Origin of the sequence: Bacillus clarus (assembly GCF_000746925.1) — a bacterium.
Classification (GTDB): domain Bacteria; phylum Bacillota; class Bacilli; order Bacillales; family Bacillaceae_G; genus Bacillus_A; species Bacillus_A clarus.
On record NZ_JMQC01000008.1, the window covers coordinates 4,957,553 to 4,980,865 of the forward strand.

General features: G+C 32.9%; 21 protein-coding genes and 6 pseudogenes. 8 read left to right on the forward strand and 19 right to left on the reverse strand.

Annotation, left to right across the window (positions count from 1 at the left end; genetic code table 11):
• Positions 1-20: 20 nt before the first annotated feature.
• Positions 21-947: an aldo/keto reductase gene (locus DJ93_RS26315; RefSeq protein ID WP_042983987.1), complete on the forward strand. Its 927-nt coding sequence runs from the start codon at positions 21-23 to the stop codon at positions 945-947.
• Between the two features lie 47 nt (positions 948-994).
• On the opposite strand, the pseudogene DJ93_RS26320 reads toward DJ93_RS26315, so the two are convergent.
• The 6 genes and pseudogenes from DJ93_RS26320 to DJ93_RS26345 all read right to left on the reverse strand — a co-directional run.
• Positions 995-1,306, reverse strand: a pseudogene (locus DJ93_RS26320) (DJ-1/PfpI family protein); the annotation flags it as partial.
• Between the two features lie 328 nt (positions 1,307-1,634).
• The gene (locus tag DJ93_RS26325; protein WP_042983988.1) at positions 1,635-1,865 is read right to left on the reverse strand and encodes a hypothetical protein; all 231 of its coding nucleotides are present in this window, start codon (positions 1,863-1,865) and stop codon (positions 1,635-1,637) included.
• 166 nt (positions 1,866-2,031) lie between these two features.
• A complete protein-coding gene (locus tag DJ93_RS26330) occupies positions 2,032-2,532 on the reverse strand; it encodes a transglycosylase SLT domain-containing protein (RefSeq protein ID WP_042984402.1) in 501 nt (166 codons plus the stop codon).
• A gap of 326 nt (positions 2,533-2,858) precedes the next feature.
• Positions 2,859-4,655 carry a Xaa-Pro dipeptidyl-peptidase gene (locus tag DJ93_RS26335; protein ID WP_042983989.1) on the reverse strand — a complete coding sequence of 599 codons (1,797 nt, stop codon included), beginning with the start codon at positions 4,653-4,655 and terminating at the stop codon, positions 2,859-2,861.
• A 137-nt stretch (positions 4,656-4,792) separates the two neighbouring features.
• Positions 4,793-6,169, reverse strand: coding sequence for a sensor histidine kinase (locus tag DJ93_RS26340; protein ID WP_042983990.1), 1,377 nt, complete (start codon positions 6,167-6,169; stop codon positions 4,793-4,795).
• Positions 6,162-6,809 carry a response regulator transcription factor gene (locus tag DJ93_RS26345; RefSeq protein WP_042983991.1) on the reverse strand — a complete coding sequence of 216 codons (648 nt, stop codon included), beginning with the start codon at positions 6,807-6,809 and terminating at the stop codon, positions 6,162-6,164. Before DJ93_RS26345 ends, DJ93_RS26340 begins: the two co-directional genes overlap by 8 nt.
• Positions 6,810-6,948: 139 nt before the next feature.
• Here DJ93_RS26345 and DJ93_RS26350 point away from each other — a divergent pair, with 139 nt between their 5' ends.
• Positions 6,949-7,365 carry a hypothetical protein gene (locus DJ93_RS26350; RefSeq protein ID WP_042983992.1) on the forward strand — a complete coding sequence of 139 codons (417 nt, stop codon included), beginning with the start codon at positions 6,949-6,951 and terminating at the stop codon, positions 7,363-7,365.
• Between the two features lie 52 nt (positions 7,366-7,417).
• On the opposite strand, the gene DJ93_RS26355 is transcribed toward DJ93_RS26350, so the two are convergent.
• The 7 genes and pseudogenes from DJ93_RS26355 to DJ93_RS26385 all read right to left on the reverse strand — a co-directional run bounded on the left by DJ93_RS26355 (position 7,418) and on the right by DJ93_RS26385 (position 14,347).
• Complete coding sequence (locus tag DJ93_RS26355; RefSeq protein ID WP_042983993.1) at positions 7,418-7,924, reverse strand: DinB family protein; 507 nt, start codon at positions 7,922-7,924, stop codon at positions 7,418-7,420.
• A 390-nt stretch (positions 7,925-8,314) separates the two neighbouring features.
• Positions 8,315-8,761, reverse strand: a complete 447-nt coding sequence (locus tag DJ93_RS26360; RefSeq protein ID WP_042983994.1) for a GNAT family N-acetyltransferase — start codon at positions 8,759-8,761, stop codon at positions 8,315-8,317.
• A 68-nt stretch (positions 8,762-8,829) separates the two neighbouring features.
• Positions 8,830-9,531, reverse strand: a complete 702-nt coding sequence (locus DJ93_RS26365) for a 5'-methylthioadenosine/adenosylhomocysteine nucleosidase (RefSeq protein ID WP_042983995.1) — start codon at positions 9,529-9,531, stop codon at positions 8,830-8,832.
• 23 nt (positions 9,532-9,554) lie between these two features.
• Positions 9,555-10,553 (reverse strand): phosphotransferase, encoded by a 999-nt coding sequence (locus DJ93_RS26370; protein WP_042983996.1) that lies wholly within the window; start codon positions 10,551-10,553, stop codon positions 9,555-9,557.
• 27 nt (positions 10,554-10,580) lie between these two features.
• Positions 10,581-11,321, reverse strand: a pseudogene (locus DJ93_RS26375) (WecB/TagA/CpsF family glycosyltransferase).
• A gap of 23 nt (positions 11,322-11,344) precedes the next feature.
• Positions 11,345-12,958, reverse strand: coding sequence for a M3 family metallopeptidase (locus tag DJ93_RS26380; RefSeq protein WP_042983997.1), 1,614 nt, complete (start codon positions 12,956-12,958; stop codon positions 11,345-11,347).
• 113 nt (positions 12,959-13,071) lie between these two features.
• Positions 13,072-14,347 (reverse strand): annotated as a pseudogene (locus tag DJ93_RS26385) (APC family permease).
• A gap of 142 nt (positions 14,348-14,489) precedes the next feature.
• Between DJ93_RS26385 and DJ93_RS26390 the strand changes: the two are divergent.
• The gene (locus DJ93_RS26390; RefSeq protein WP_042983998.1) at positions 14,490-14,924 is read left to right on the forward strand and encodes an Lrp/AsnC family transcriptional regulator; all 435 of its coding nucleotides are present in this window, start codon (positions 14,490-14,492) and stop codon (positions 14,922-14,924) included.
• A gap of 33 nt (positions 14,925-14,957) precedes the next feature.
• Here DJ93_RS26390 and DJ93_RS26395 read toward each other — a convergent pair whose 3' ends face one another.
• On the reverse strand, positions 14,958-15,818 hold the full coding sequence (locus DJ93_RS26395) for a DegV family protein (protein ID WP_042983999.1): 861 nt from the start codon (positions 15,816-15,818) through the stop codon (positions 14,958-14,960).
• Positions 15,819-16,073: 255 nt separating this feature from the next.
• On the opposite strand from DJ93_RS26395, the gene DJ93_RS26400 reads away from it, so the two are divergent.
• Together DJ93_RS26400 and DJ93_RS34085 are read left to right on the forward strand one after the other, a co-directional pair.
• A complete protein-coding gene (locus tag DJ93_RS26400) occupies positions 16,074-16,508 on the forward strand; it encodes a GNAT family N-acetyltransferase (RefSeq protein WP_042984000.1) in 435 nt (144 codons plus the stop codon).
• Between the two features lie 34 nt (positions 16,509-16,542).
• Positions 16,543-16,743: pseudogene (locus DJ93_RS34085) on the forward strand (imm11 family protein); the annotation flags it as partial.
• Positions 16,744-16,893: 150 nt separating this feature from the next.
• On the opposite strand, the pseudogene DJ93_RS26405 reads toward DJ93_RS34085, so the two are convergent.
• The 3 genes and pseudogenes from DJ93_RS26405 to DJ93_RS32490 form a co-directional block, all read right to left on the reverse strand.
• Positions 16,894-17,329, reverse strand: a pseudogene (locus DJ93_RS26405) (ArpU family phage packaging/lysis transcriptional regulator); the annotation flags it as partial.
• 24 nt (positions 17,330-17,353) lie between these two features.
• Positions 17,354-17,530, reverse strand: coding sequence for a hypothetical protein (locus DJ93_RS33415; RefSeq protein WP_042984001.1), 177 nt, complete (start codon positions 17,528-17,530; stop codon positions 17,354-17,356).
• 115 nt (positions 17,531-17,645) lie between these two features.
• Positions 17,646-17,777, reverse strand: coding sequence for a DUF3983 domain-containing protein (locus DJ93_RS32490; protein ID WP_117287960.1), 132 nt, complete (start codon positions 17,775-17,777; stop codon positions 17,646-17,648).
• 465 nt (positions 17,778-18,242) lie between these two features.
• Here DJ93_RS32490 and DJ93_RS26415 point away from each other — a divergent pair, with 465 nt between their 5' ends.
• Positions 18,243-19,025 carry a hypothetical protein gene (locus tag DJ93_RS26415; RefSeq protein WP_042984002.1) on the forward strand — a complete coding sequence of 261 codons (783 nt, stop codon included), beginning with the start codon at positions 18,243-18,245 and terminating at the stop codon, positions 19,023-19,025.
• A 959-nt stretch (positions 19,026-19,984) separates the two neighbouring features.
• Entirely contained in the window at positions 19,985-20,578 is a 594-nt protein-coding gene (locus DJ93_RS34495) for an exosporium leader peptide-containing protein (RefSeq protein ID WP_052109653.1), read from the forward strand.
• A 255-nt stretch (positions 20,579-20,833) separates the two neighbouring features.
• Here the strand turns inward: DJ93_RS34495 and DJ93_RS33420 are convergent, their stop codons facing one another.
• Positions 20,834-21,379, reverse strand: coding sequence for a hypothetical protein (locus DJ93_RS33420; RefSeq protein ID WP_181969252.1), 546 nt, complete (start codon positions 21,377-21,379; stop codon positions 20,834-20,836).
• Between the two features lie 294 nt (positions 21,380-21,673).
• Between DJ93_RS33420 and DJ93_RS35025 the strand changes: the two are divergent.
• Positions 21,674-21,820, forward strand: a pseudogene (locus DJ93_RS35025) (site-specific integrase); the annotation flags it as partial.
• 254 nt (positions 21,821-22,074) lie between these two features.
• Here the strand turns inward: DJ93_RS35025 and DJ93_RS26430 are convergent.
• Positions 22,075-22,845, reverse strand: a complete 771-nt coding sequence (locus tag DJ93_RS26430; protein WP_042984003.1) for a GNAT family N-acetyltransferase — start codon at positions 22,843-22,845, stop codon at positions 22,075-22,077.
• Positions 22,846-23,313: the final 468 nt, after the last annotated feature.

The following is a 23,313-nucleotide window of genomic DNA, read 5'->3' on the forward strand; positions in this document are numbered from 1 at the left end:
GACAGTAAGGAGGAAAACCGATGCATTACCGTACATTAGGAAAAACAGGGATAACTGTTTCAGAAGTCGGCTATGGTGCTTGGGCAATTGGTGGTGACGAATGGGGCCCTGTTAATGATGAACAGTCTATTACTGCTATGAAAAAAGCTATTGAATGTGGTGTGAATTTCATCGATACTGCCGATGTATACGGATTAGGTCATAGCGAAAAGTTAGTAGCACAAGCTATAAAAAAACACCGTGAAGACATCGTTTTATCAACTAAAGGTGGCTTAATTGGACATCACTATGATCCTACTGGAGAGCCTGTTTATAATACAGTAGAAAAAGTCATCGCAGTATTTGAAACGAGCTTACTACGCCTACAAACAGATTATATCGATGTGTATTTTTGCCATATTTGGTGGGATAAAAAAGAAGAAACAGAGGCATTTTTACGCGCGTTTGAAATATTAAAGCGTGACGGTAAAGTAAGAGCTGTCGGTGTTTCTACTCATGACTTCCAATATATAAAACACTTCAATAACAACGATGCAATTGATGTTGTACAGCTCGATTACAATATACTAAATCGAAATCCAGAAGAAGATATACTACCGTACTTACAAGAGAAACATCTAGGCGCAGTTATTCGAGGTCCATTAAAAATGGGAATATTAACTGGAAAGTTTACAAATGAAACTACCTTTCCTGATGGGGATTTACGTCAGGAATGGCCAAAAGAAACGTGGTTTCAAGAAGATTTACAAAAAGTAGAGAAACTCCGATTACTTTCTAATAAAAATCAAAGCTTAGGACAGCTTGCTCTGCGCTATGTTCTCTCTCATCCAGCTGTATCTGTCGCAATTCCTGGTGCAAAAACAGAAAAACAAACGAAAGAAAATGCAGATGCATCTATTCGTCCTCTCCTAACAGATGAGGAATTAACGTATATAACTTCAATATAAAATAAACCCAGCAGTGGAGAGTTACAACTGCTGGGTTTATTTTGAACTTAATTACGTAAATTAATATCATACTCCATTCTTTTCGCAGTCGCCTCAGCAACCTCAACATCTAACAAATTTTTCACAATATGAAATGACATATTCATTCCAGCTAAAATTCCTCCAGACGTAATAATATGTCCTTCATCAACAAATTTCACATTCTCAAGTACTTCTACATTCGGAAACTCCTTTCTAAAACTTGCAATGCTAGCCCAATGTGTTGTTGCTCGTTTAAAATTTAGCAAATCAGCTTTCGTAAGTAACAAAGCCCCGGTACAAACAGAAGCCATTAACTTCGCTTCTTTACTACTATTTCTATGTATGAATTACATGTTCCTTTCACAAAACAAGTTTACATAATAATATTATTTTCCGGAATTTATTATTCAAACAAAAAAACAATCCCTTAACGTGGTGGATTGTTTTTTTGTTTCGTTTTTATAATCGTTTATTTTCACACACAATAAAGATAACTTTAATAAAAATGAAATAGAATTATACATTTCATGAATACGTGCTTTGACATGTAAAAATAAGTATTTCATATGCACTGTTTAGTTTTTTATCATTTGAAAATAAAAAACAACATTTACCCTTACATATGAAAATTGCTTACTTAAAAAGATTCTATAGACGATATTTCTATCAAATTAATCTATAACAATTTTGCTTTCTTCCCTTACCTGTATCTTTTAATACATACGATTTTACAACAAGTGCTGTTAACGAGTCTGTTAACGTTTTGTATGATAAATTTGAGAGTGCTAATAGATCGTTTGTATATAACATTCTATGCTTTTCTAGTAATAATAATACCAACCGTTCCGATGGTTTTAACGTTTCGTCACTTTCTAATATAAAATCTATATTTTTCATATTCCTATCCTATTGCTCCTTATATAAAAAAATACGTTCCAGCATTATTTAATGTAAAAATACTATATAATAAAATTGGAACTATGTTGGAATAATACGAATCCAAAACACTATTATACTATAGCATATAAAAAGCATTTCCCAAAACCGGAAATGCTTTTTATATCTACTTCTCTTTCTTATACAATTGATATGATTTTTCTAACCCCACATTATACTTTGTATTATTATCAGTCCAATCTTCTCCTAAGTTTCCTGGCCAACCTGATTTATTAGCGACATATTTAAGCAACTCCCAATTTTTTAACCCCTTTTTCACACCACGTTCATATGCATTTACCATATTAGAAACTGCTATTGTTGCATTCGTTTTCGCATCCATTAAACTTTCTTCTGACAATTGTGCCGGTGCTAATCCACCTCGATGCAATTGAAATAGACCAAAAGATGTTCCTTTATCCCCTACTGCTTTTCGGTTAAATTTTGTTTCGTAATCTGCAATTGATAGTGGAATCCATTCCGGCATACCATACTGCTCTGAAATCTCTCTAATTATTAATTTATTATTTTTAATTTCTTTCTGCTTTTCATAATTTGTATAAGTCACATAAATTAAAGTAATTACTACAGCCAATAAAAATATATATTTTAAAACCTTTCTCATCATTTCATCTCCTGCGTTGTGTATATTTAATTTTTCTACATACACTATAAACTCTTTATGTGACATTTGTTTGACGAAATGATATTTTTGTATGTTCAATCCATTGTAGCTTCTAACTCAAAAAAGCCAACTATAGTCGGCTTCTTAATTATCGCTTCTTTCCTTCAATCGTCTTTAATATTTGAAATACGGTGATGTGATTTTGAAGAAAATGCTTGGACAAAATAAAAAATTCATATACTAAAATTCTATAAACATGCGAATGAAAAAAGAAGATAAATTTCTACATATAGTAGATAGTTATCTTCTTTTTTATCTTAACAGATTTTTTATTTTACAATCGGTAATGTCAATTCGCTAAGTTTGATTGTCAATTTTGTTCCCGCTTTCGGTCTAATCGTATAATCATAATCACTTGCAATGAAAACGACTCCGATTTGATGTCCTGCTTTAAATACATAATCATCCGGCTGCATGTCCCATGTAAATGTATAATCTTTCCCAGGTTGAATCGCCGTTGAATATTCTATGCTATTCAAATTTTGCGGATCCATCCAACCCCTCGTTACAATTTCAGTTTTCGCTCCACCATAATCAACAAGTAATGCTGTTAAATTTGATACCGAACGGTCGATATTCCCCTTAAACGAAATTTTAGGAGTGCCGCTTATTCTCATATCTTTTTGCAATACAGGCATCATATATACTAAGCGATTCGGCACTTCTAATTCTGGATTTTCTACTAATTGGTTTGATTTCATTTTCGCATCATCTAGTATCGAAAAGGCTTGATTTACATTCCCCATACTTAATGGCAACTTTACTGCTTTATTGCTTAAAACCATACGTATTTTCGATGGAGCAGCTGCAGGATCTGGCCAGTTTTTTATTTTTTGCCACGTCTTATTTTCACGTTGCACATCTACCATTGGTTCATCCATGATTCCATTTTCAATTCCATATAGCCAATAATCAAACCATTTATTTTGCGTTTGTTGCCAATTATTACTGGACGTTCCACCATGTCCACCTTGATGTAACCACATTTTACGAGGAATATCATTTTTTTCAAGAGCTTCCCACCACTGTTCGAACTGTTTTGTTTTTACATTCCAATCATTTAAACCGTGTACAATGAATACACTTGCCTTCACATTTTTAGCGTCTTTCACATAGTTACGCTTGTCCCAGAATTTATTATAATCCCCTGTTTTTCGATCTTGGCCGTCAGTAAGTTCTTTAATGATTTTTTTACAAACTTCTGGATCCTTTCTTGTCAGTATCGCTTCTGCCATATTATCTGTATCTTCTCCTTGGTATCCACCTGGCGCAATTACTGCTCCATTCGCACGGTAATAATCATACCAACTACTAATCGCTGCAATTGGGATAATGGTTTTTAACCCTTCAATCCCAGTCGTTGCTACAGCATTCGGCAAAGTACCATTATACGAAACACCTGTCATTCCCACATTTCCTGTAGACCATCCCGCTTGTATTTCCTTACCGTCTTCTGAATATGCTTTCGCTCGTCCATTTATCCAATCAATGACAGATTTCGTGCCAAGAATTTCTTGTTCATCTCCAGTTGTTGGACACCCCTCTGATTTTCCAGTACCAATACTCTCTCCTAAAATAACTGCATATCCTCTCGGAACATAATAATTTCCATATGATCCGAGATTAACTGCTGCATACGGTTTTCTCTCAACAGCATGTAGCTCTTCATCTACATTATAAACTGGTACATCTTTTAACCCAGCTCGGTATGGACTCATTTCATAAATTACCGGAACTTTAACACCAGGATTTGTCTTTGGACGCATGACCTTTATTGATACACGATCTTTTTTACCATCTCGGTCACTATCCACTTCTGTTTCTACAAATAGATTTTCTACAATCGCCTCATCCAGTGAATAGATTGGTTTCGTCATTCCATTTTCTAATTCAACCTTCGTTGCTGAAAGTATCTCTTCTGAAATCGTACCATTTAATGGTACATTTAATCTTTTTATAGAATTCTCCTCATTTTTCTCTGCATGCACTGTCATACTAGTGATTCCTGATGTAAGCGTTAAAGATAACATTGCTGAAAGTGTGATTGTTAGTCTCTTTTTCTTCAAGCTCTTCCCTCCCCATATATTCCTTCTCTTACTATACATCAAAATAACAGAAAATTCAGTTTATAATTTATATAAAAGTTGAGAAATTTGTAGAACATTCGAACCTTTAACGATAACAAAAGAGGAACTAATAATCATTAGCTCCTCTCCAAATATATATAAAATTGTATTTCTTCTTCTACTACTGAAACTCCATATTCAAATCCATGTCTTTCTACAATGCTTTTTACAATCGCTAGACCTAATCCAGTACCTGATTTTTCTTTACTACGCGAAGATTCTAATACGTAAAAAGGTTCCCAAATATTTTTGATATCTTTACTAGCCTCCGTATCAATACCATTTTGAATTTGAAAATACACGGCGTCCTTTTTCTCTTGTAGTGTAATTTTTATATTTTGAGTCGTTGTATATTTTATCGCGTTAGAAATTAAATTTTGAAATACCATTCTCATTTTGTTTAAATCAGCATAAACATTTGCTTCATCAATATTATATTCCACCTGTAAGTCTATTTCTTTCGTGTGCAGTTCAATTTTGTGTTTATCAATTACACTTTGGATTAGTGGTTCAATAGGAAATTCTTCTTTCTGCAATACGTCTCTTTCTAATTTTGAAAACCGTAATAACTCTTCAATTAGATTTGATATTTGATCTGTTTGTTTAATGATTGTATCCAAATATGTACCATCATCTAAACCATCTTTAATTCCCATAGAATATGCTTTCACTAGCGCAATCGGTGTTTTTAATTCATGCGTAATATCGCCCATAAATTGTTTTAAATGTTCATTTCGATTTGTTAAATCTTGATGAGCTTCATGTAGTTTATCACTCATAATATTAATGCTATTGGCTAAATCACCAATTTCATCATTTGTTTTTACTTTCGTTCTTTTGAAATCAAGATTTGAAATATCTTCAGCAACATCACTTAATTCTTTCAATGGAGTAGTAATTGTTTTTGAAAGTATCCAAACAAGTACAACGACAAGAAATATGGAGAAACCTAATATATATATATATAATGTATTCAGCGTTTTTATTAATTCATTTGAATGTGCAATCGAAACACCTACTAAAATCAACATATTATCTTTCGCGATATATTTCGCAAAAAAATTCGCTTTTAATTTTTCTTGATCATACAATTTGTTCGATTGCCCTAAGCTTTTCACTTTCATTATTTCTTCTTTCGTAATCCAAAGCTTATTCAAAGAAACTCTTTTTTTTGTAAGCTGCGTACGTAATGCTTCATTTATTTCATCTTCTGAATTGTTTATGGGTGTATACGCAATTGTAACATTACTCTCATTTTCAACTTTGTTTATTACGTCTTCTATTTGGTCACTTGACGATGATTGTATTTGACTTGTAATTCGATTTACATTCTCACGCGTTTTATAAATATTATATTTCGGCAAAAAATAGTTAATTAATAATAACGAAATCGTAAAAATAAGTATTACTGTTAAAGATATGCTAAGAAATAGTTTTTTACCGAGCTTATTCACATCTATCCTCCAAACTATATCCTAAACCACGATGTGTTTTTATAATATTATCCCCAATTTTTTTCCGCAACCTTCTAACATGTGTATCCACTGTCCGCTCATCACCGAAATAGTCAAATCCCCATACGATATCTAACAATTTTTTTCTCGTTAAAATCGTTCCTTTATGATTTAAAAAGCATTTTATTAATTCCAGTTCTGTTTTTGTAATATCTAATTCCTTATCATTTTTGTATACTCTATTTTTTGTAAAATCTATCTTTAAATCTTGAACTTGTATGACATCATCCTGTTGTACCAGCTTTTTCGCTCGCGTCAGTAGCACGCCTGGGTGGAATGGTTTTTTCACATATTCATCTGCCCCGATTTGCAACGCAGCTAGTTCATCTTCATTTTCACTTTTAGCAGTAAGCATTAATACTTTTACACTTGAATTCTTTTTTATTTCCTGACATACAGTGATCCCATTAGTTTTCGGCATCATCCAATCTAAAATAGCTAAATCAATTTTCTCATCATAAAATATTTGAAGTGCTTCCTCTCCATCTCTCGCTAAAAGAACTTCAAAACCTTCCTTTTCAAAATATGCTTTTAAAATTTTAAGCATATCTTGTTCATCATCTGCGATTAATACTTTCATTCTTTTTTCCTCCGTTAACTTTAAAGCAATTGTTTCCTTATAAACAAAATTCATTCTTATCATACAACTTTTTTGTTACATCAATGTGACAGAAAATAATTATATTATTTGAGGGTATAGTAAGTATGAGGTGTTGTTTATGTATAAAAAAATAGGATTTGTTTTTCTGTTTCTCTTCTTATTATCAACAAATGCGTTCGCAAATACAAATAAACAAATTGAAGTATTCGATTGTCAAAAAGAGATGGTCGTACAAAAACAATCTTTAGATACAAACATTCAAAAAGAAGCGATGCAATATACAAAATCAATTACTGGTCCATTTAAAAATTTAAATGTTGTCCCTAAGACAGGCCATATGATAAAAATTCCTTTATCTAAGCCCATTGTCATTACAAATCAATGGATACATACAACGATAGATGAAGTACTTATCCTTCTTCCTCTTAACGAAAAGCCTTATATAATGATTTACGATGATGAAAACAATCCACATTTTTATTATGTTAAAGGTGATCCAGAACTTTTGTTAAAACATTTGAAAGTTAAATCTTAACTATTAAAAAAGATCCCTTGAAATATCATCTATGGGATCTTTCTCTTTCATCTTAAAAACAAGGATTTTGAATGTGGTTTTCATTTAAAAATTGTGTAACCTGCCTTTTATGATGGTTATCATGATCTACAAATTCTTTAATAATATAAATAAGAGAATAAGGCGTTCCAGTATGAGGACAATAAACTACTCCATTAGCTGTTACATGTTCATTTAGCTTATCTGCCGACAGTAAACTAAGTTCTTTTACGAGTAACTCTCTTTTGTTTTTTGCTTCTTCAATAAGTTTTTTCTTAGATATACCTGATTTAGCGTAATTAGATGCTATTTTATTATAAGTATCGAAGTCAGGGAACTCCATACCTTGTCCCTTCCTCACTGATGGAAGTATTTCACTTAAAAGATATTCATCCCAGTTCATAATATGAGATATTATCTCACCTACAGTCCATTTCTCCTGAGATATTGGTATCGTCCACAATTCCTCTTTCATTTCTTTCAATGTACTTACCCAAATTGAATATTTTTTAAAATTATGAATAATTTTATTTTCCCCCATTAATCCAATTCCCCATTTCAATAATAGATTTAGATAATCATACCTTGAACTACCCCCACTTAGCTACGCTTGAAGTGAGGGATTCTACGAACACCAGCGTAACCGCTAGTTATTTAGAAGGCTCCCCCCGTAGTCCCTACGGTTGATACGAAATTCGTATCGTCTTTCAGTCTTGTTTTGAGTTTGACACTTGGTTTTCGTTCCAAAAGTTTGATGGTTTTTTCTTTTTGCGACTCTTGAATGTTACAGGCGAACGACAGCCAACAGACGAGTTCTATTTACGCATCTAGCACCACACTAGAATTCGTTCAAAGATAGTTTAACACAAAAGCACATTTAGGAACAAATGTTCTTCGTGAGGGTTCAAATAATACTCTATGGAATGATTTTTTATAAGTTTATATAATGACTCGCTCCCGCATACATTGTACCCTTCACAAATCCATTCGAAGTATAAAATTGATCCCCCTGTTCTGTATCTGTATACAGAACAACAATCTCAAAATACATTTTCGCATCATGCAATATTCGCTCTAATAATGACTTGCCTAATCCTTTCCGCCAATAATCTTTTGAAATATAAAACCTCCTTAATCGCCCAATCCTTTTATCTTTCGTATACGGATCTTGATTTAATCCTCCAATCCCAATCAAATTGTCTTCTTGAAAAATACCATATAAACATTCACCTATTTTATGAAAAGTATTTATTCCATTTTCATATTCGTTTATTAATCTTAAAAGAAAGTTAAAACCATTTTCTTTACTTTCTGTAATAAGATGGTCAATTTCAAATTCTAATAGATTTTCAACAAGTTTAATTTGGATGTTTGCCATTTGAATTCCCTCCTACTGTTCTAAAAAAGAGGTCTCTTCAACATGAAGAAACCTCTCTTTGTATATACTTATTGAGCCGTATTATATGATTTACTTTTTAGCATTTCAATTATGATTTCTGAAGAGTAGTCCGCTACAGTTTTCGCAAAATCATCATATGAAACTTGCGCTTCGTCATCTGCACTATCAGAAATACATCTCATAACAAGAAACGGTATATCATTTATGTAGGCGACATGTCCAATTGCTGCACCTTCCATCTCCGTACAATGAGGTGCGTATTCAGTAATTAATTTCTCCTTTAACTTTGAATCTTCAACAAAGCATTCTCCAGTAACAATTCTACCTTCATGAACAGTAATGTTCAATTTACTACTATTGCAAGCTTTGTGGGCTAACTCTATTAATTCCTCACTTGCATCAAACGCTTCTTGAAACGGAAACAGATTCTTCATTTGATTTTTACTCACATCATGATGAGTCACATTAGTAGAAATGACTAGATCGCCAACTTTCACATCACGATGTAATCCCCCGGCAACACCAGTATTAATAATACAATCAACATCAAATTTATTGACTAAAATTTGCGCACATGAAGCAGCATTTACCTTTCCTACGCCACAACGTGTAATAATAACCTCCGTATCCATGAATACACCTTTATAGAAAGGCATTTTCGCAATTGTACACTCTTCATGTATATTTAACTTTTCTAAAAGTAAGTCTATTTCAATTTGCATTGCTCCTATAATACCGATTTTGTTCATATATTGTAGTACCCCTTTTCCTTTTATAAATATTCAAGCATTTTATGTAGTTCTTCATAATTTTCAGCTATCCAAAGCATTTCTTCTGCAAAACGTGTAGGTGGTACACTATGTTGATCCATATTCGCAGGAATCCACCACTTACTTTCCATATACCAAAGCATTTGAATGGATCGAACGATTCCACCAATTGGAAAATCCAATTCCGTACGATATCCATCTAAAAAAGTCGCAACCAGTTCGATATCTAATTTTCTATTATTCAATGCACATGATATAACTGCACGTCCAATATCTAAATCTAAATAATCGTAGCCCATTCGGTCAAAATCAACTATGGCTGATAATTCATCATTATGAAACAAAAAATTATCCACCCACAAATCTCGATGAGCCCAACCTTTTAAACTTGTATAAAATTTTTCTGTATTTACAGATTTTGTTACTTCTTTTTGGAGTTTAATAAATGGAATAGACTCTTGTTTTCCAATCCTCTCAGCTTCCTCCATTACCTTTTCCCAATGGAGTAGTTGTTCCTCTTTAGTTGATGGCATGAAATGAGTATTTTTCCCTTTCATTAAAGAACCATCATTTAACAACTTATGCATTCTACCAATCATTTGCCCAAGAGAGTTTATTTGCATTTTATTTAACTTTCCAGGCAGAAGCATTTTCCCTTCTTTATATTCCATTACTATAAATCTTTCATTAGATTTTGAAGTATGGATTATGTCGCTCTTATAAGTTAATAGTCTTGGACATCGTATACCATTATTATGCAATCGTTGTTGTTCTTGTAATGCTTGTACTAAAAGATTCTGATTGTACAACTTGTATCGGTCTTCATTATATTGTTTTAATACATATACTCCTGCATCTGTTTCAATTTTCCACTTTAAATTTAACCAGCCTCGAATGATAGGTGTGGATTTTTTTATTTCAAACTGAAAAAACCGCTCACATTCTTCCTTTAACTCCCCAAAAATGACTTGTGCCTTTTCAGAAGATGTTGCCTCTATCATATTTCTTACCCCTTCGTACGTTCAAAATCAATTTGTTATCCCTCTAACCCTCTCCACCATAACCGATATTAAAAACTTTGGTAGTACGAGTTGTCTTTTTATTTTTTTCGGCTGTGAGATTAATCTATATAACCATTCTGTTCCCGTATCTCTCATCATTTTAGGCACTCTTTTTACAGTACCGGACAAAATATCAATCATGCCCCCGATACCAATAGATAGCGGAACATTCAATGTTTGTAAATTCTCATAGATGAACTCTTCTTGTTTAGGTGATCCTAATCCTACTAATAACAAATGTGGTTTAAATTGTTGAATTTGAACTTTTACTTCTTCCATTTCTTCATTATTTACAAATCCATGCTGCCCTTTAAAAGAAGCATGAGGAAACTGCTCTTTTAATTTTTCTAATGCTTTTTCATTACTTTCCGGCGCAGCTCCAAAAAGAAAGACACGATATCCTTTTTCATTACAATGTTCTATTAAGCCGTGTGTTAAATCCGCTCCAATAACACGCTCTTTTAGTGTTCCTTTTAATATTTTCGAGCCAATTATTACGCCAATCCCATCAGCAGTAATTAAATCTGCGGATAATAACATCTTTGATTTAGCTGTGTTTTCCTTTGCTGACATAACAATTTCAGGATTTGCAGTTACTACAAATCTTGGTTTCTCTTGCTTTTCATATAACTAGTCTTTTAATAAACTTATAACCCTTGAATACCCCAAAGTAGAAAACGGTATTCCTTTTATATATTGTTGATCCACTTTTCTCTCCTCTAAAAATTCCGTTATTTAATAAGCTGCAAATATTCATCAATATCTTTATCAATTTGTATAAAAACTTTATTCCAAAATTCATAATTTGTTAGATCAATATCAAAATGTTTTTTCATCAGTTCTTCAACTGGGGCCTTTCCTGTTTCTCGTAAAAATTCTTTATACCTCAAATGAAATTCATCTTTATTTTCTTTCATTATTTCTAATAAGCTAAAACTTACTAAATAACCAAATGTGTATGGATAATTGTAAAAAGGAACATCTGCTATATAAAACTGAACGTATTTCATCCAAACGAATGGCTGATACTCTGATAATGCATTTCCGTACGCCTTTTCTTGCGCCGCTATAGACAATTTTTCTATTTCATCAGCATTTATAGGACTTTCCTTACAAGCTTCATAAAAACTCTTCTCAAACTGAAATGATGCCCGAATTGCCATTACATAATTAAAGCTATTTCTAATTTTCCAGCTAAGCAATGCTTTTTTCATTTCAGTATTTTCCGCTGTTTTTATTAAGTGATTTACAAGTACCACCTCAAAGAAAATTGACGCTGATTCAGCTGTACTCATTGGCAAGTAATCATCTAAAAATGAAGTGGATTGTTCGAGACTCATAACATAAAAATGCCAAGCGTGTCCTAATTCATGAGCAAGTACTCTGACACTATCAATATTTCCATCATAACGCATTGAAATACGTGATTCTTTTTCGCTGAAAAAAGGAGCGCAAAATCCACCTGACGGTTTATTATCTCTCGGTTCAGCATCAACCCAGCCATTCGCTATCGCATTCCATACGAACTTTGCCAATTCTTCATCTACATTTTTTAGTGCATCATATATGTTTTGTACTCCTACTGAAAAAGGAAACACTGTCTCATTACTTTCTTTTAATGTCATGAGTTCATGCCATGTAATCGAATTCTTTTCTTTTTTAAAAGCGTTTAAAGTACTTACTAGCTTATCGAGTTTAAAATCCGTTGCATCCCACATTTGTGATAATACAGTTTCAGAAATGCCATTCATTTGAAGGGATTGAGTTAAAACTTCTCTCCTTTCTAATTCATTACTCTTCGTGTTACGTAATCTTCCTATTTGATTCAATACAGTAGCAAAGATTTCTTTTTCCTTACTCAAAGCATTTGTAAGTGAATCAAATACTTTTAATCTTTCATTATAATCATCACTATTCATCGCAACGTAGTTCGCTTGTCCAAAAGATAAAGTCTCTTTATCGTGTATTACTTTTATCTTATTTCGTAATTGTATGTACATATCTTCCCAAGCTTTTAATTCATTTTCTATTAGTTTAATACTTGAATTATTATCATTAATATCTTGTTCCTTATTAGAGTCTATAAATAGTTGAACTTCTTTCTTTAATTGATTTATTTTTACACTTAGTTCAGTATTTTCATGTTGGCCATTATCTTCAGTAGCGCGGCAATATAAAAAATACTCTGCTTTTTCGATAGCTTGAATAAGTCGTGAAAGGATTACCGGATTTTTTGTTGCTTTATATTCTACTTGTAGCCGTTCTATAGAAAACATAAGATCTTGTTCATTAGAATATAGCCTGCATAAATCCCATTTAGTTGGAGCTTGTATAAGCACATTCATTTTAATAGCCTCCTATTTTTACAAATAGTTACAACAAGTTAATTCCTCCATAATTATATATGAATCTTCAATATTTAGATATCTCTAAATATTGAAACTTGAACAAATGCATTTTAACATTCCTTATTCTGCTCCCTCCCATTTACAAGTTTACTTTTTCTTAAATATAAATAGCATAAAGACGCCAAAGCTACTACTACCGGAATAAGTATGACTCCGCCAATAAAAGGATAAACTGCTACACAACATGTAAAAGCCATTATAGAAAAAATTTTACCTAACCTGTTCTTTATTAACTTAATTCCGGCCGCAGCACCGACTATATACGTAACAATCCCTAGTGAGTTCGGTATTAATACGATTTTATCTATACTAATATGAAAAACAAAACTTATTAACAAGCCTATTATCGCAATAAAACCTACAACTTTTACTGCATTTGTTGGTGCTGCCCTTTTTTCATTAATACATGCTAAATAAAGAGGTGCAACTTCTTCCTTCCCTAGTGAATAGCCTAGCGATAAATGCATTTGTCGTCCCTAAGCAAATCATAAAAGCTACAAATCCAATTAGCCATGCAAATTGATCACCTAGTGTTTGTTTTATTACAAGTACTACAGCTGTACTATTATCAGAATTAATATGATATGATTTCGTTCCAATTACTGATAATGCAATCCCAATATATAAAACTCCAATAATAATAATCGCGAATCCCGTAGACAAAATAATATTTCTTTTTCTGGGCGTTTTAAATTCTGGAGCCAAACTTGCAATGGCTTCCCAACCGAAAAATGACCAAAATATTAACAGAGATGCCTCTAAAATCGGCTGTATGTTGTCTAATGAAATATGTATATTTATATTTCTCATTTCAATATAAGGTAGTGAGCTTATAATTGTTACGAATAAAATCACGAAAGTTAATATACCAATACATACTTGAAACAATCCACTCATTTTTAATCCACATAAATTGAAAACAATAGAAATACTCAATATAATTAGCGCAATAATGTACGTGTAATATGATGGTAAAGCAAATACTTTCACTATATACATTCCACCAGTCATTGATACAACAATTTGCCCAACGCTATCCGCAATAAAAAAACACCAACCTATCATTGCTCCTACATTTTTACCGAAAGCCTTTTCTGAAAAAGTCGCGATTCCACCTGCACTCGGATATTCAATCGATAAAAAAGCGAACGTAAATGCAAGTGGAACACTTAGTATAATCATAATTAACCAAGAAATAATCGCATTCCCTTCTGGTATACTCGCTGTCATACCAGGTAAAATAAGTATTCCTGATCCTAAAACGGCTCCGACGTATAAAGCCGTTCCCTTTTTAATAGAAATTGTTTCTTTGAAATGATTAGACATTACATGCACCTCCATTTATATTTTAATTATAGAAAGTTATCAGTCTATTCAACATTCAAAAGTGCATGTAATTTAACATTAGATTTTATATTATGGAACTATTTCAGAAGTTTGCTTTCAATTTTGTAAAGGAGTATGAGTAATGGATGAGATCGATAAGAAAATAACCCTATTATTACAAGAAGATGCTAGGATGACAATTACAGAAATGACTGAGCATTTACACCTCAGCCGTCCTAGTGTTACGGAAAGACTAAAAAGATTACAAGATGTAGGAATAATTGAAAAGTATACAGCACGAATATCACTAGATGCAGTTGGAAAATCAATTCAAGCATTTTTAAGAATAGAAAATTTAAAAATTCCATGTAAAAAATTTGAGGAGAAAATATACAAGGAACATAGGATACTCGAATGTCACCGAGTAACAGGTGAAAGTAGCTATTACTTAAAGGTAGCGGTTCATTCTATGAAGGAATTAGAGGAATTAATTGATATCGTTATACCATTTGGTACAGTAAAAACTTCGATGATTTTATCTTCACCGATACCCTATCGACCGGTTATCGCAGATTAAAAACAAAAAAGGATTGATCAAAAGATCAATCCTTTACTCTACTTCATTTAGGAAAAATAATGTTATAACACCAGGTCCTGTATGTGCTCCAATTGCCGCTCCAATTGTATTTACAATGAATACTTCAGAGCCGAATCTTTCAGTAATTAATGTTTTTAATGCTTCGGCTGTCTCTAAATCATCACCATGTGTAATACCGATTGTTTGACCTTTAAGATCTTTTCCGCGCTCTTCCATAATATCAACAATTCGGCTTAATACTTTCTTTTTCCCTCTTATTTTTTCAAGTGGTACAAGCTTTCCTTCTTCCACATTTAAAATTGGCTTAATATTTAATAGGCCACCGATAAAACCAGCCACCTTACTTAAACGTCCACCTCTAACAAGGTACTGTAAGTCAGCTACAGTGAAGATGTGCTCCATATGTGTAGTTAGAAAAGCGACACGGTTTAAAATCTCTTCTTTTGTTGCGCCATCTTTCGCCATTTTTGCAGCCTCTAAAACGACAAGACCTTGACCGAGTGATGCGCATTTTGTATCGATAATTTCTAAATCTAAATCAGCATATGTTTCTTTCACTTCTTCTTTAATAACAACAGAAGATTGATATGTACCGGAAAGTTCAGATGAGAAAGCTAAATATATACAAGGAGTACCTTCTTTTGCATAGGAAACAAATTTCTCTTGGAATGTTTCTAGTGAAGGTAATGACGTTTTATAAACAGCGCCTTCCCTCATTTTTTGCAATAATTGAACTGATTTTAATGTAACCCCATCTAAATACTCTGTTTCTGCTTCATCATATACACGGAGTGGAATTAAATCTATATCATAAGCCTGCAGCAATTCTTTCGGTAAATCCGCCGCACTATCCGTAATGATTTTAACGCCCATTTTTAAACCTCTATTCTGTTATAAGTATACTAAAATAAAATAAGAACATTTACCTTTAAATTATATACGTAAAACAAGAATGAAGAAAGAGAAAGTACTCTATATTATATGCACTCTCCTTCAAAATCTTAACAATAAATAAAAATGATTCCGTTTTCTCTTACTTTCACTATTTATTGTGCCATATATGAATTACAATTCGTCTTCCCCTGTATATAATAGAAATATTAGAATTTTTCTGAAGGGGGATGAAGAATGGGTATTCAACTAGCTACATCAAATGATTTAGAATGGATTAATAATCAATACGAATCTATAGGATTTGTACCGAGTGATTTAACACGTGATAAAGTTGCGATTATTACATACAACGATGAGTATGCAGGCATAGGACGTTTAGTCCAAATAGATAAAGATACAATTGAAATGGGTGGCATTTACATACTTCCTAAATATAGAGGACTAAAATTAGCAGGAGAACTTGTTTCATTTTTAGTACAAACAACGAAAGAATTACATATCCCAAATGTGTATTGTCTCCCTTTTGAGGAACTTGAAAACTTTTATAAAAATTATGGTTTTACAGACGTTCATACAGATCAAGAGACTGTTCATCCAATTATTCTACAAAAATATAATTGGTGTTTAAAAACATATGATAAACATGTTTTACTGTTTAAACTTAAATAAATCAAAGGACTAAATGTCAAAAAAGCGAAAATATATAAAAATCTGGCAATTAAAAAGTTCATTTGATAACTATAAATCTTTTCAGTTATTAAACTTGAAAGAAGATCGTAAAAAATATTTTGATGGACAAATCGACTCGGCAACAAGAATATCTGATTCTTTGGGGGATATATTCATTGAATGTGTAGAAGGGGATAATCACAGTGACTGTCCTATGTTTTTGGGAGAGCTTGGTATGGGATTCAGAATCCGATATGTAATAAGAAACTTTTCTCGTCATATTGTATATCATATCTTCATATCCAATAAATACCAATAATACTTCTGCTATACAGAAAAAGCGCATCTTATCCTCGCTCCAGGATGCGTTTTTTCTCATATACAAAACCTCTATTTTTAGATTAAGTGCTAAACGTAATAGCGCTGAACCTTTAATTTTATAATATTTTGTTTTCCCTTCCCCTAATTCAAGCCAAATGTCTAAATCTGATTCCGGCTCTTCTTCCATATAACTCTTCACTACAATAAATCTTTCATCACCTTTTAATGTATTTACAGCATCATGCACCCAGTCCATATACTCTTTTCTTTGCTTATCTATTTCAATACGTTCAATTGCAATATTTTATATTTTCAGTTGAGCTATGAAACTCATTTGTAAACGAAGGAGGAATCAGCGAAAACGAAGTTGTGACTTTTGGCATAATATCGCTTGGTAATGTCTTTAAATACTCATGATAATTCACTAATACCTCTTCAACTGCTTTCTTTGTTTCTTTTGTAGCTACAACTGGCATATTAAAAAATAATTGTTCGCTCATACTGAATTCCTCCTTCGTTATTTTTTATTTCTGTTTCAACGCTCCACGTCTATGTTCATAACGTGGTCCACGAATCCCCATTAAACCCTCAATATCACGCGTGCTTAACTTCTCTTTTCTTTTCCTTTTCTCTTCTTTTTCTTTTTTTGTTTGATTCGCTTGCTTTTTCCATTCACGTAACTGATCCTTCAATGCCTTCATTCTCCCCATCTCCCTTTTCAAAATAAAAGGATACCTATTCTTAAAACAGCTTTAATAGCTGCCTCAACGAATTGGTATCCTCTAGTTTTCTAGCCGGACTATATTCAATTACTTTTCATTTCATAATACCAGTCTGCATAAAAAGATTTCTCCAAGCTTTATCGAGTCTGTCTTTCTCAGCATTTTTTATAGCTTTTGCACGGCGGGCAATTGCTTTTTTTAATTTCTTTTTCTTCGCATTAGTCAAACTCTCTCACCCCTTCTAAATTAACACCTTTAATGTCCATTTTGGGACGTTTTAATAATTTTGATACCTATATTACATTCAAAAGTAATTCAAATGTGAATTGTACCTATTCATTAATTACTTTTAAAGGATTATTTTGTTAAGTTTACTTTACTTCTCTTATGAACCTTCTACCATCTCCTTTGTTACAATGTACATTATTAAATTCCGTAATACACCTGTATCCTGAATCACCACATATTTCTCATTTAGGGATAGTACTAACAGAGTTCATACATTTTATATGTTAAAGCTGTAATCATATTATAAGAAGTCATAGCCATTTCTTTTTCTGTTCCTTGTAAATGTATGTGTCAAAGGGGCGATAAGACAAGCATTTAAAATTGTTTGCATATAATGTATATACGGGGTATCGTTACCGGAATATTCGAACCCTTATAAAAAATAAAAGAGAGGATAATATTAATGACCCGCAACCACAATCAAGATTGTCATTGCTGTCAAACGAATGTATGCAAACTTTTAAAAAATCTCGATCCATTTTCTAAAGTGGTATCTATTACTATTAATGGTGTAGAAACACAAGTTTCTCATTTTGCAAAATTTAATAGTAAAACTGGAATTGCTGCTTTCTCAAAAGATGATGGTGAAATTTTATTAGTTGATTGCACAAAAATTGATGCTATTCTACTCGGAAATCTTTGTGAATGTTCAGCGAATGCCTTCATCTCCTTTGATAACTCTTATTTTATCGCAGAAATCTGTCTGTCATGTCTTCCAGGACATAGTAGATTTATTTTTTCCTCCGAATTCGATAATTCCCATATTTTTTTCGAATCAATAACCGCCAGTTCTCCATTTTGTACAGAATTTCAGGACCCACTGTCCCGAGGAAAAGCGGTTGAGATTACAGGTATAGGAAAATCAAGTTCAGAAGAAGAACCTATTCCCTACAAACTCGAATTACTAGAGCTCACAATAACTGAAGGTACCGTTTACATCGCGGCAATTACTCTATTTTATCCCGATACAACTAAAAATCTTGTGATTCACACCACTGAACAAAATGCATTCACCATTTCTAGCTGCTTAAATTTTAAAAAAGAAAATAAAATTACTGAATTCAACCTGGAAATGACAAATGAAATTATCCAAACCAAACTACAAAAATATAATACCTTACTGACAGTACAAAAATTTGATAAAGCAGGTAAACTCGAGTCATCTATTGAGAAAAACTTTTTATAGATAAATTTTAACTATAAAGTTGGCCCTCTCTCATATACCCACTTTTCCCTAAACAATTACTACATCGCTATCTCCCCATCCACCTGCATTACTTTCCAAACCCCGGTCATACTTTCACTCATGATAGTAGTTCTCTAGAGCGAAGCAGTTAGATTTTGCTAGCTGCTCTTTTCTGTTCCAACTATTTCAGCAGCGCTAAATCATAATTTGACTCAATAAATTTCACGCATAACGATTTGTTTGTGCCGTTTTCCAAATGAGTGTAGATCAGTTCCATTTCTTTTCTTGTAAAGCTTGTCTTTAATAACCAATTAAAGCTTTTTAAGACTTTTCTAGACCAATAATCACTCAATCCTTTACTAATAGGTATTGACAGCCACGTAAACAACTTACATTTAAAATCCAACTCTGTTTACAAAAGACTTTGGGAAAAACGTCTTTGTTTTTTCTACTAATCCTTGTATCTCTTCATTCGCCTTCCATTCCCCTTTTCTACAAAATAAAATCTTTATTAAGTTCACTTTCACTCCCGCATAACCTTTCAAATTCCGTTTATACTATAGCTGTAACTTAAAGTTACATAGCATTACTTGTAGGGCCTAGTTTCTTTTGTACAACAAGTAGTTAGCTAATCGGGCTAGCTGCTTTGTTGTGCCAAATTAAGTTTTGGTTCAAATAATTCACACCTTTTGAAAAATACACATGCGATATCACGTATTCTTTTACAATAAGGGTGTTAGTCATAAGAGCATCCTCAAAGGTTGCTCTTTTAGATTTAATTTTTAATCTGCGTACTATTTTCTATCTACATAACTTATTTATAAAATAGCGTTTTTGTTTAATATTCTTTTTATTTAGCAGTAACATCCCCCTTCTTTCTTATCCACCAAAAATATGTTCATATTTCATTCATATCGTGCATCTATTTAGTATGACTGGAGTTTTTTGGAGGTGAACGTATGTCAAAGGACGCTGAACTGAATTCACATGAAATTTTATATAGTGCTGCATTAGACCCGAGTTCGATTGGTCCCACATTACCATCCATTCCGCCATTCCAATTACCAACGGGTCCAACAGGCACTGGTAGTACTGGACCAACTGGACCGACTGGATCAGGGGTATCCCCAATATTCGGATCATTATATAGCGATCCAACCTCCCCCACTTTAGCTACCGCTAACACAAATGTTGATTTTGGAGTTACAGGACCTTTTAATGGAGTTATACCAAGTATCGTAGACGATTCTATTACTATTGATAGCTCAGGGGTATATACTATAAGCTATACTCTAACCATGAATATAAACACACCAGGGTTCGGGACAACTGCTAGTATCTTCGTTATACTCACTATAAATGGATCTAATACTCAATCATTTATTTTGTATGAGACAGAACTAAGTCCCACTGGTGTTGGTGTAGCAACTACATTATCTAGAACAGACCAATTGTTGTTAAACCAAGGGAATATTCTCCGATGTTTTATAACAACTGTAAGCGGAGAAATTTTTATCACTTCCTCATCATTAGTCGTTACAAAGGTACAATAATAATTTCTAATAACACTAATTACGTCCTTTCAAATCTTCTGAAAGGACTTTTCAAGGTCTCTAGATACATATCAAACGTCCAAAAGTAAAGGTAAGCTATGGATACGGTAGCCCTTTCTTAACAAAATTCAAATTTGATTATAAATAAACTAGGTATCCTCATGGGATGTATGTTAGAATAGCCATCATTTTTACAAATATTTTTGCATACTTCATTTTGCCCTATCCTTCACTTCACTGATTAATTGCGTAATTTCATAAACACCGTTTTCCACTGGTTTCATACCGCGTACACCCCTTTCCGATAATCACGAACAATATTGCCTTCTTCATCGAAGTAAGCAATTTCCCATCAAGGATGGACATTGCACTTTTCAAAATCTCCATCCAACACCACAAATAAATTCGTTTATAGTTTCCAACGATTGTTCCTATTCGCCCAGCTACTTGTACACGCATACCCTGATAAGTAAAATCAATCTTTCTATATCTGCACACTCTTCGGAAATGCTTTTCCTTTCCATATAGCTGAGTAATATCGGCAAATCCAAGGTTTTCACACTTCACATACTTTAAAAATTCTTGAGCTGACATTGTAAAAAATGCATTTTTAAACTCAAGATAATAGTTGTACTTTGCTCTTTCTTCTGTCTCTGCAGTGTTGACTTTCCGACAAAGCCAACGTTCTGCATAGGAATCTCCCTGTATCTTTGCTATCTCGCAATTACAACCCTTTGTTTCAATTACCCCAGGATAAGTTTCCTTACGAATAATGCCAGTATTACTGCACGTTAAGCACATATCATTCACTCCTTCTCACGATAATCTTCACCTTCGACAGCGATTAAGAAATGTATAATCCAGAATTCTTTACTAAGAAAACCACTCAAATCCGAGTGGCTTTCTTAGTAAAGCACTATAAATACGCCACTATTTTTTATCATCAATGACAATCATATCCTATAACTGAATTTGCTTATATATGGTAAAATATATCCATCGCTAATATGTCCAAACATGCAATTTTCATAACAGCAAAACTACAACTAGACTTACACAACATGATTCCAAATTAGATAGAGGCGTGTTTGAAGTGAAAGGACAAAAACCTCTATCCAAACTTGGACAGAGGAAGAAATAAAAAAATTCTTAACTGATTCACAAGGTTCACGATATCATATCGGATGTGTTCTTGTAATAACTACAGGTATGCGTTCAGGAGAAGTCCTTGGGTTACATTGGTAAGACGTCGATTTTGAAAATCATACAAAGTGAAAGATTAGGTCACACAAATATTTCGCTAACTTTAAGGATCTATTCCCATGTTTTACCGAACATGCAAAAAGAAGCGGTGAAAAAGTTCAGAAAAATCTTCTTCGGATAGTTAATGTATGCAAAATGTTTGTAATTATAGAAAACAAGGCTAATAACCCTTGATTTAACGGGGGGTGTCATCCTTATCACTTTGTACAATACGTACACGCTCCTTACTAATTCTACTTATTATTTATAAAATAAGTATCATACGCCTTATCAAAAACATACCCTAGCTTCTCTGCTAGTTTGGCAGAAGTGCTATTAGCTGCATCCCAGTTCGGATATTTCCCATTCTCTAAACAGTCCAATATTAAAGCAGCACATACTACAGTCGCCAATCCCTTTCTTCTATGATCAAGATCAGTGGCAACTTCGATTTCAATACCATCATCATAAATACTATATGATGATGCACCGCATACTACGTTTCCATCATGCAAAATACTATAACCTATGCCCCGATTTACATAATCATCTATCGATCTAAACTGACTTGTAAAATCTTTAGAAATACTATGCAGAGTTGGATTATTCACAATGCTTGCATCTATTTTTCTTAATTCATATCCTTCAGGGAGTTCCAATATATAAGATTTTAATTTTGTACGATTAAACACTTCTGAATTTCGTTTAAATCTATATCGTAAAAATTTATCTATTTTTCGTTTGTGAAATGCTTCTACGCACTGCTTCCACTCATCATCATTCACAATTACTAAAATTCTTTCAGGGATGTTCTGTAATAACTCTTCTGTTTCTTTCGCGTTTGAATCCCCTGCATAAAATGTAAAAATCCCCACCTTAATTTGTGCAACTGTCGGATTTTCAAGGTCGTTCACCCAAGCAGTCCCCATATGCCCTTGCAAATAAGAAAGAAGAACAACATTATCAAAATCCTCAAACATAGAAACTAACTTTTTTCTTGTATGTATATTTGCTTCATATATCATTTGCATTCCTGCTTTCTATTAAAATTTCCACGAGTGAATTTTCGTAACCGTTCTTATACACATACGTTTAATGCTTATGTAATCAATAGTTTCTTAAATTCTGCCAATAAATATCAAACAATTGCAAATTATACGTAAATGCAAACTTATTATAACATCTAATTACACTGAAATGATTGCCCTATCAAGAAATGTTATTTTCAAATCCCATTCTAATATTTGAGATGTAAATGTTTGTTCTAGTTAATGAGCAGATCTGTATAAACATCATTTGAAACAATACTGTTCTACACCACACTCAGGGCATATGAAGTAATGCTATTCTATATCTTCAGTAATACGTTTACTCTTTATCATTATTAGCCAATTCATCTCCCTCCTCAATTTGTGTGAAGGTGTATAGCACCAACAAATAGGAGGGAGATGAATTGGCTTTTTGCATAGCAAAACATATGTTTCTGTCGTATC

Excerpts from the sequence above, each read along its gene's own strand:
- DJ93_RS26315 (WP_042983987.1), top strand. The coding sequence starts at position 21 with ATGCATTACCGTACATTAGGAAAAACAGGGATAACTGTTTCAGAAGTC.
- DJ93_RS26325 (WP_042983988.1), bottom strand. The coding sequence starts at position 1,865 with ATGAAAAATATAGATTTTATATTAGAAAGTGACGAAACGTTAAAACCA.
- DJ93_RS26330 (WP_042984402.1), bottom strand. The coding sequence starts at position 2,532 with ATGATGAGAAAGGTTTTAAAATATATATTTTTATTGGCTGTAGTAATT.
- DJ93_RS26345 (WP_042983991.1), bottom strand. The coding sequence starts at position 6,809 with ATGAAAGTATTAATCGCAGATGATGAACAAGATATGCTTAAAATTTTA.
- DJ93_RS26350 (WP_042983992.1), top strand. The coding sequence starts at position 6,949 with ATGTATAAAAAAATAGGATTTGTTTTTCTGTTTCTCTTCTTATTATCA.
- DJ93_RS26355 (WP_042983993.1), bottom strand. The coding sequence starts at position 7,924 with ATGGGGGAAAATAAAATTATTCATAATTTTAAAAAATATTCAATTTGG.
- DJ93_RS26360 (WP_042983994.1), bottom strand. The coding sequence starts at position 8,761 with ATGGCAAACATCCAAATTAAACTTGTTGAAAATCTATTAGAATTTGAA.
- DJ93_RS26365 (WP_042983995.1), bottom strand. The coding sequence starts at position 9,531 with ATGAACAAAATCGGTATTATAGGAGCAATGCAAATTGAAATAGACTTA.
- DJ93_RS26370 (WP_042983996.1), bottom strand. The coding sequence starts at position 10,553 with ATGATAGAGGCAACATCTTCTGAAAAGGCACAAGTCATTTTTGGGGAG.
- DJ93_RS26380 (WP_042983997.1), bottom strand. The coding sequence starts at position 12,958 with ATGAATGTGCTTATACAAGCTCCAACTAAATGGGATTTATGCAGGCTA.
- DJ93_RS26390 (WP_042983998.1), top strand. The coding sequence starts at position 14,490 with ATGGATGAGATCGATAAGAAAATAACCCTATTATTACAAGAAGATGCT.
- DJ93_RS26395 (WP_042983999.1), bottom strand. The coding sequence starts at position 15,818 with ATGGGCGTTAAAATCATTACGGATAGTGCGGCGGATTTACCGAAAGAA.
- DJ93_RS26400 (WP_042984000.1), top strand. The coding sequence starts at position 16,074 with ATGGGTATTCAACTAGCTACATCAAATGATTTAGAATGGATTAATAAT.
- DJ93_RS33415 (WP_042984001.1), bottom strand. The coding sequence starts at position 17,530 with ATGAAGGCATTGAAGGATCAGTTACGTGAATGGAAAAAGCAAGCGAAT.
- DJ93_RS26415 (WP_042984002.1), top strand. The coding sequence starts at position 18,243 with ATGACCCGCAACCACAATCAAGATTGTCATTGCTGTCAAACGAATGTA.
- DJ93_RS34495 (WP_052109653.1), top strand. The coding sequence starts at position 19,985 with ATGTCAAAGGACGCTGAACTGAATTCACATGAAATTTTATATAGTGCT.
- DJ93_RS33420 (WP_181969252.1), bottom strand. The coding sequence starts at position 21,379 with ATGTGCTTAACGTGCAGTAATACTGGCATTATTCGTAAGGAAACTTAT.
- DJ93_RS26430 (WP_042984003.1), bottom strand. The coding sequence starts at position 22,845 with ATGATATATGAAGCAAATATACATACAAGAAAAAAGTTAGTTTCTATG.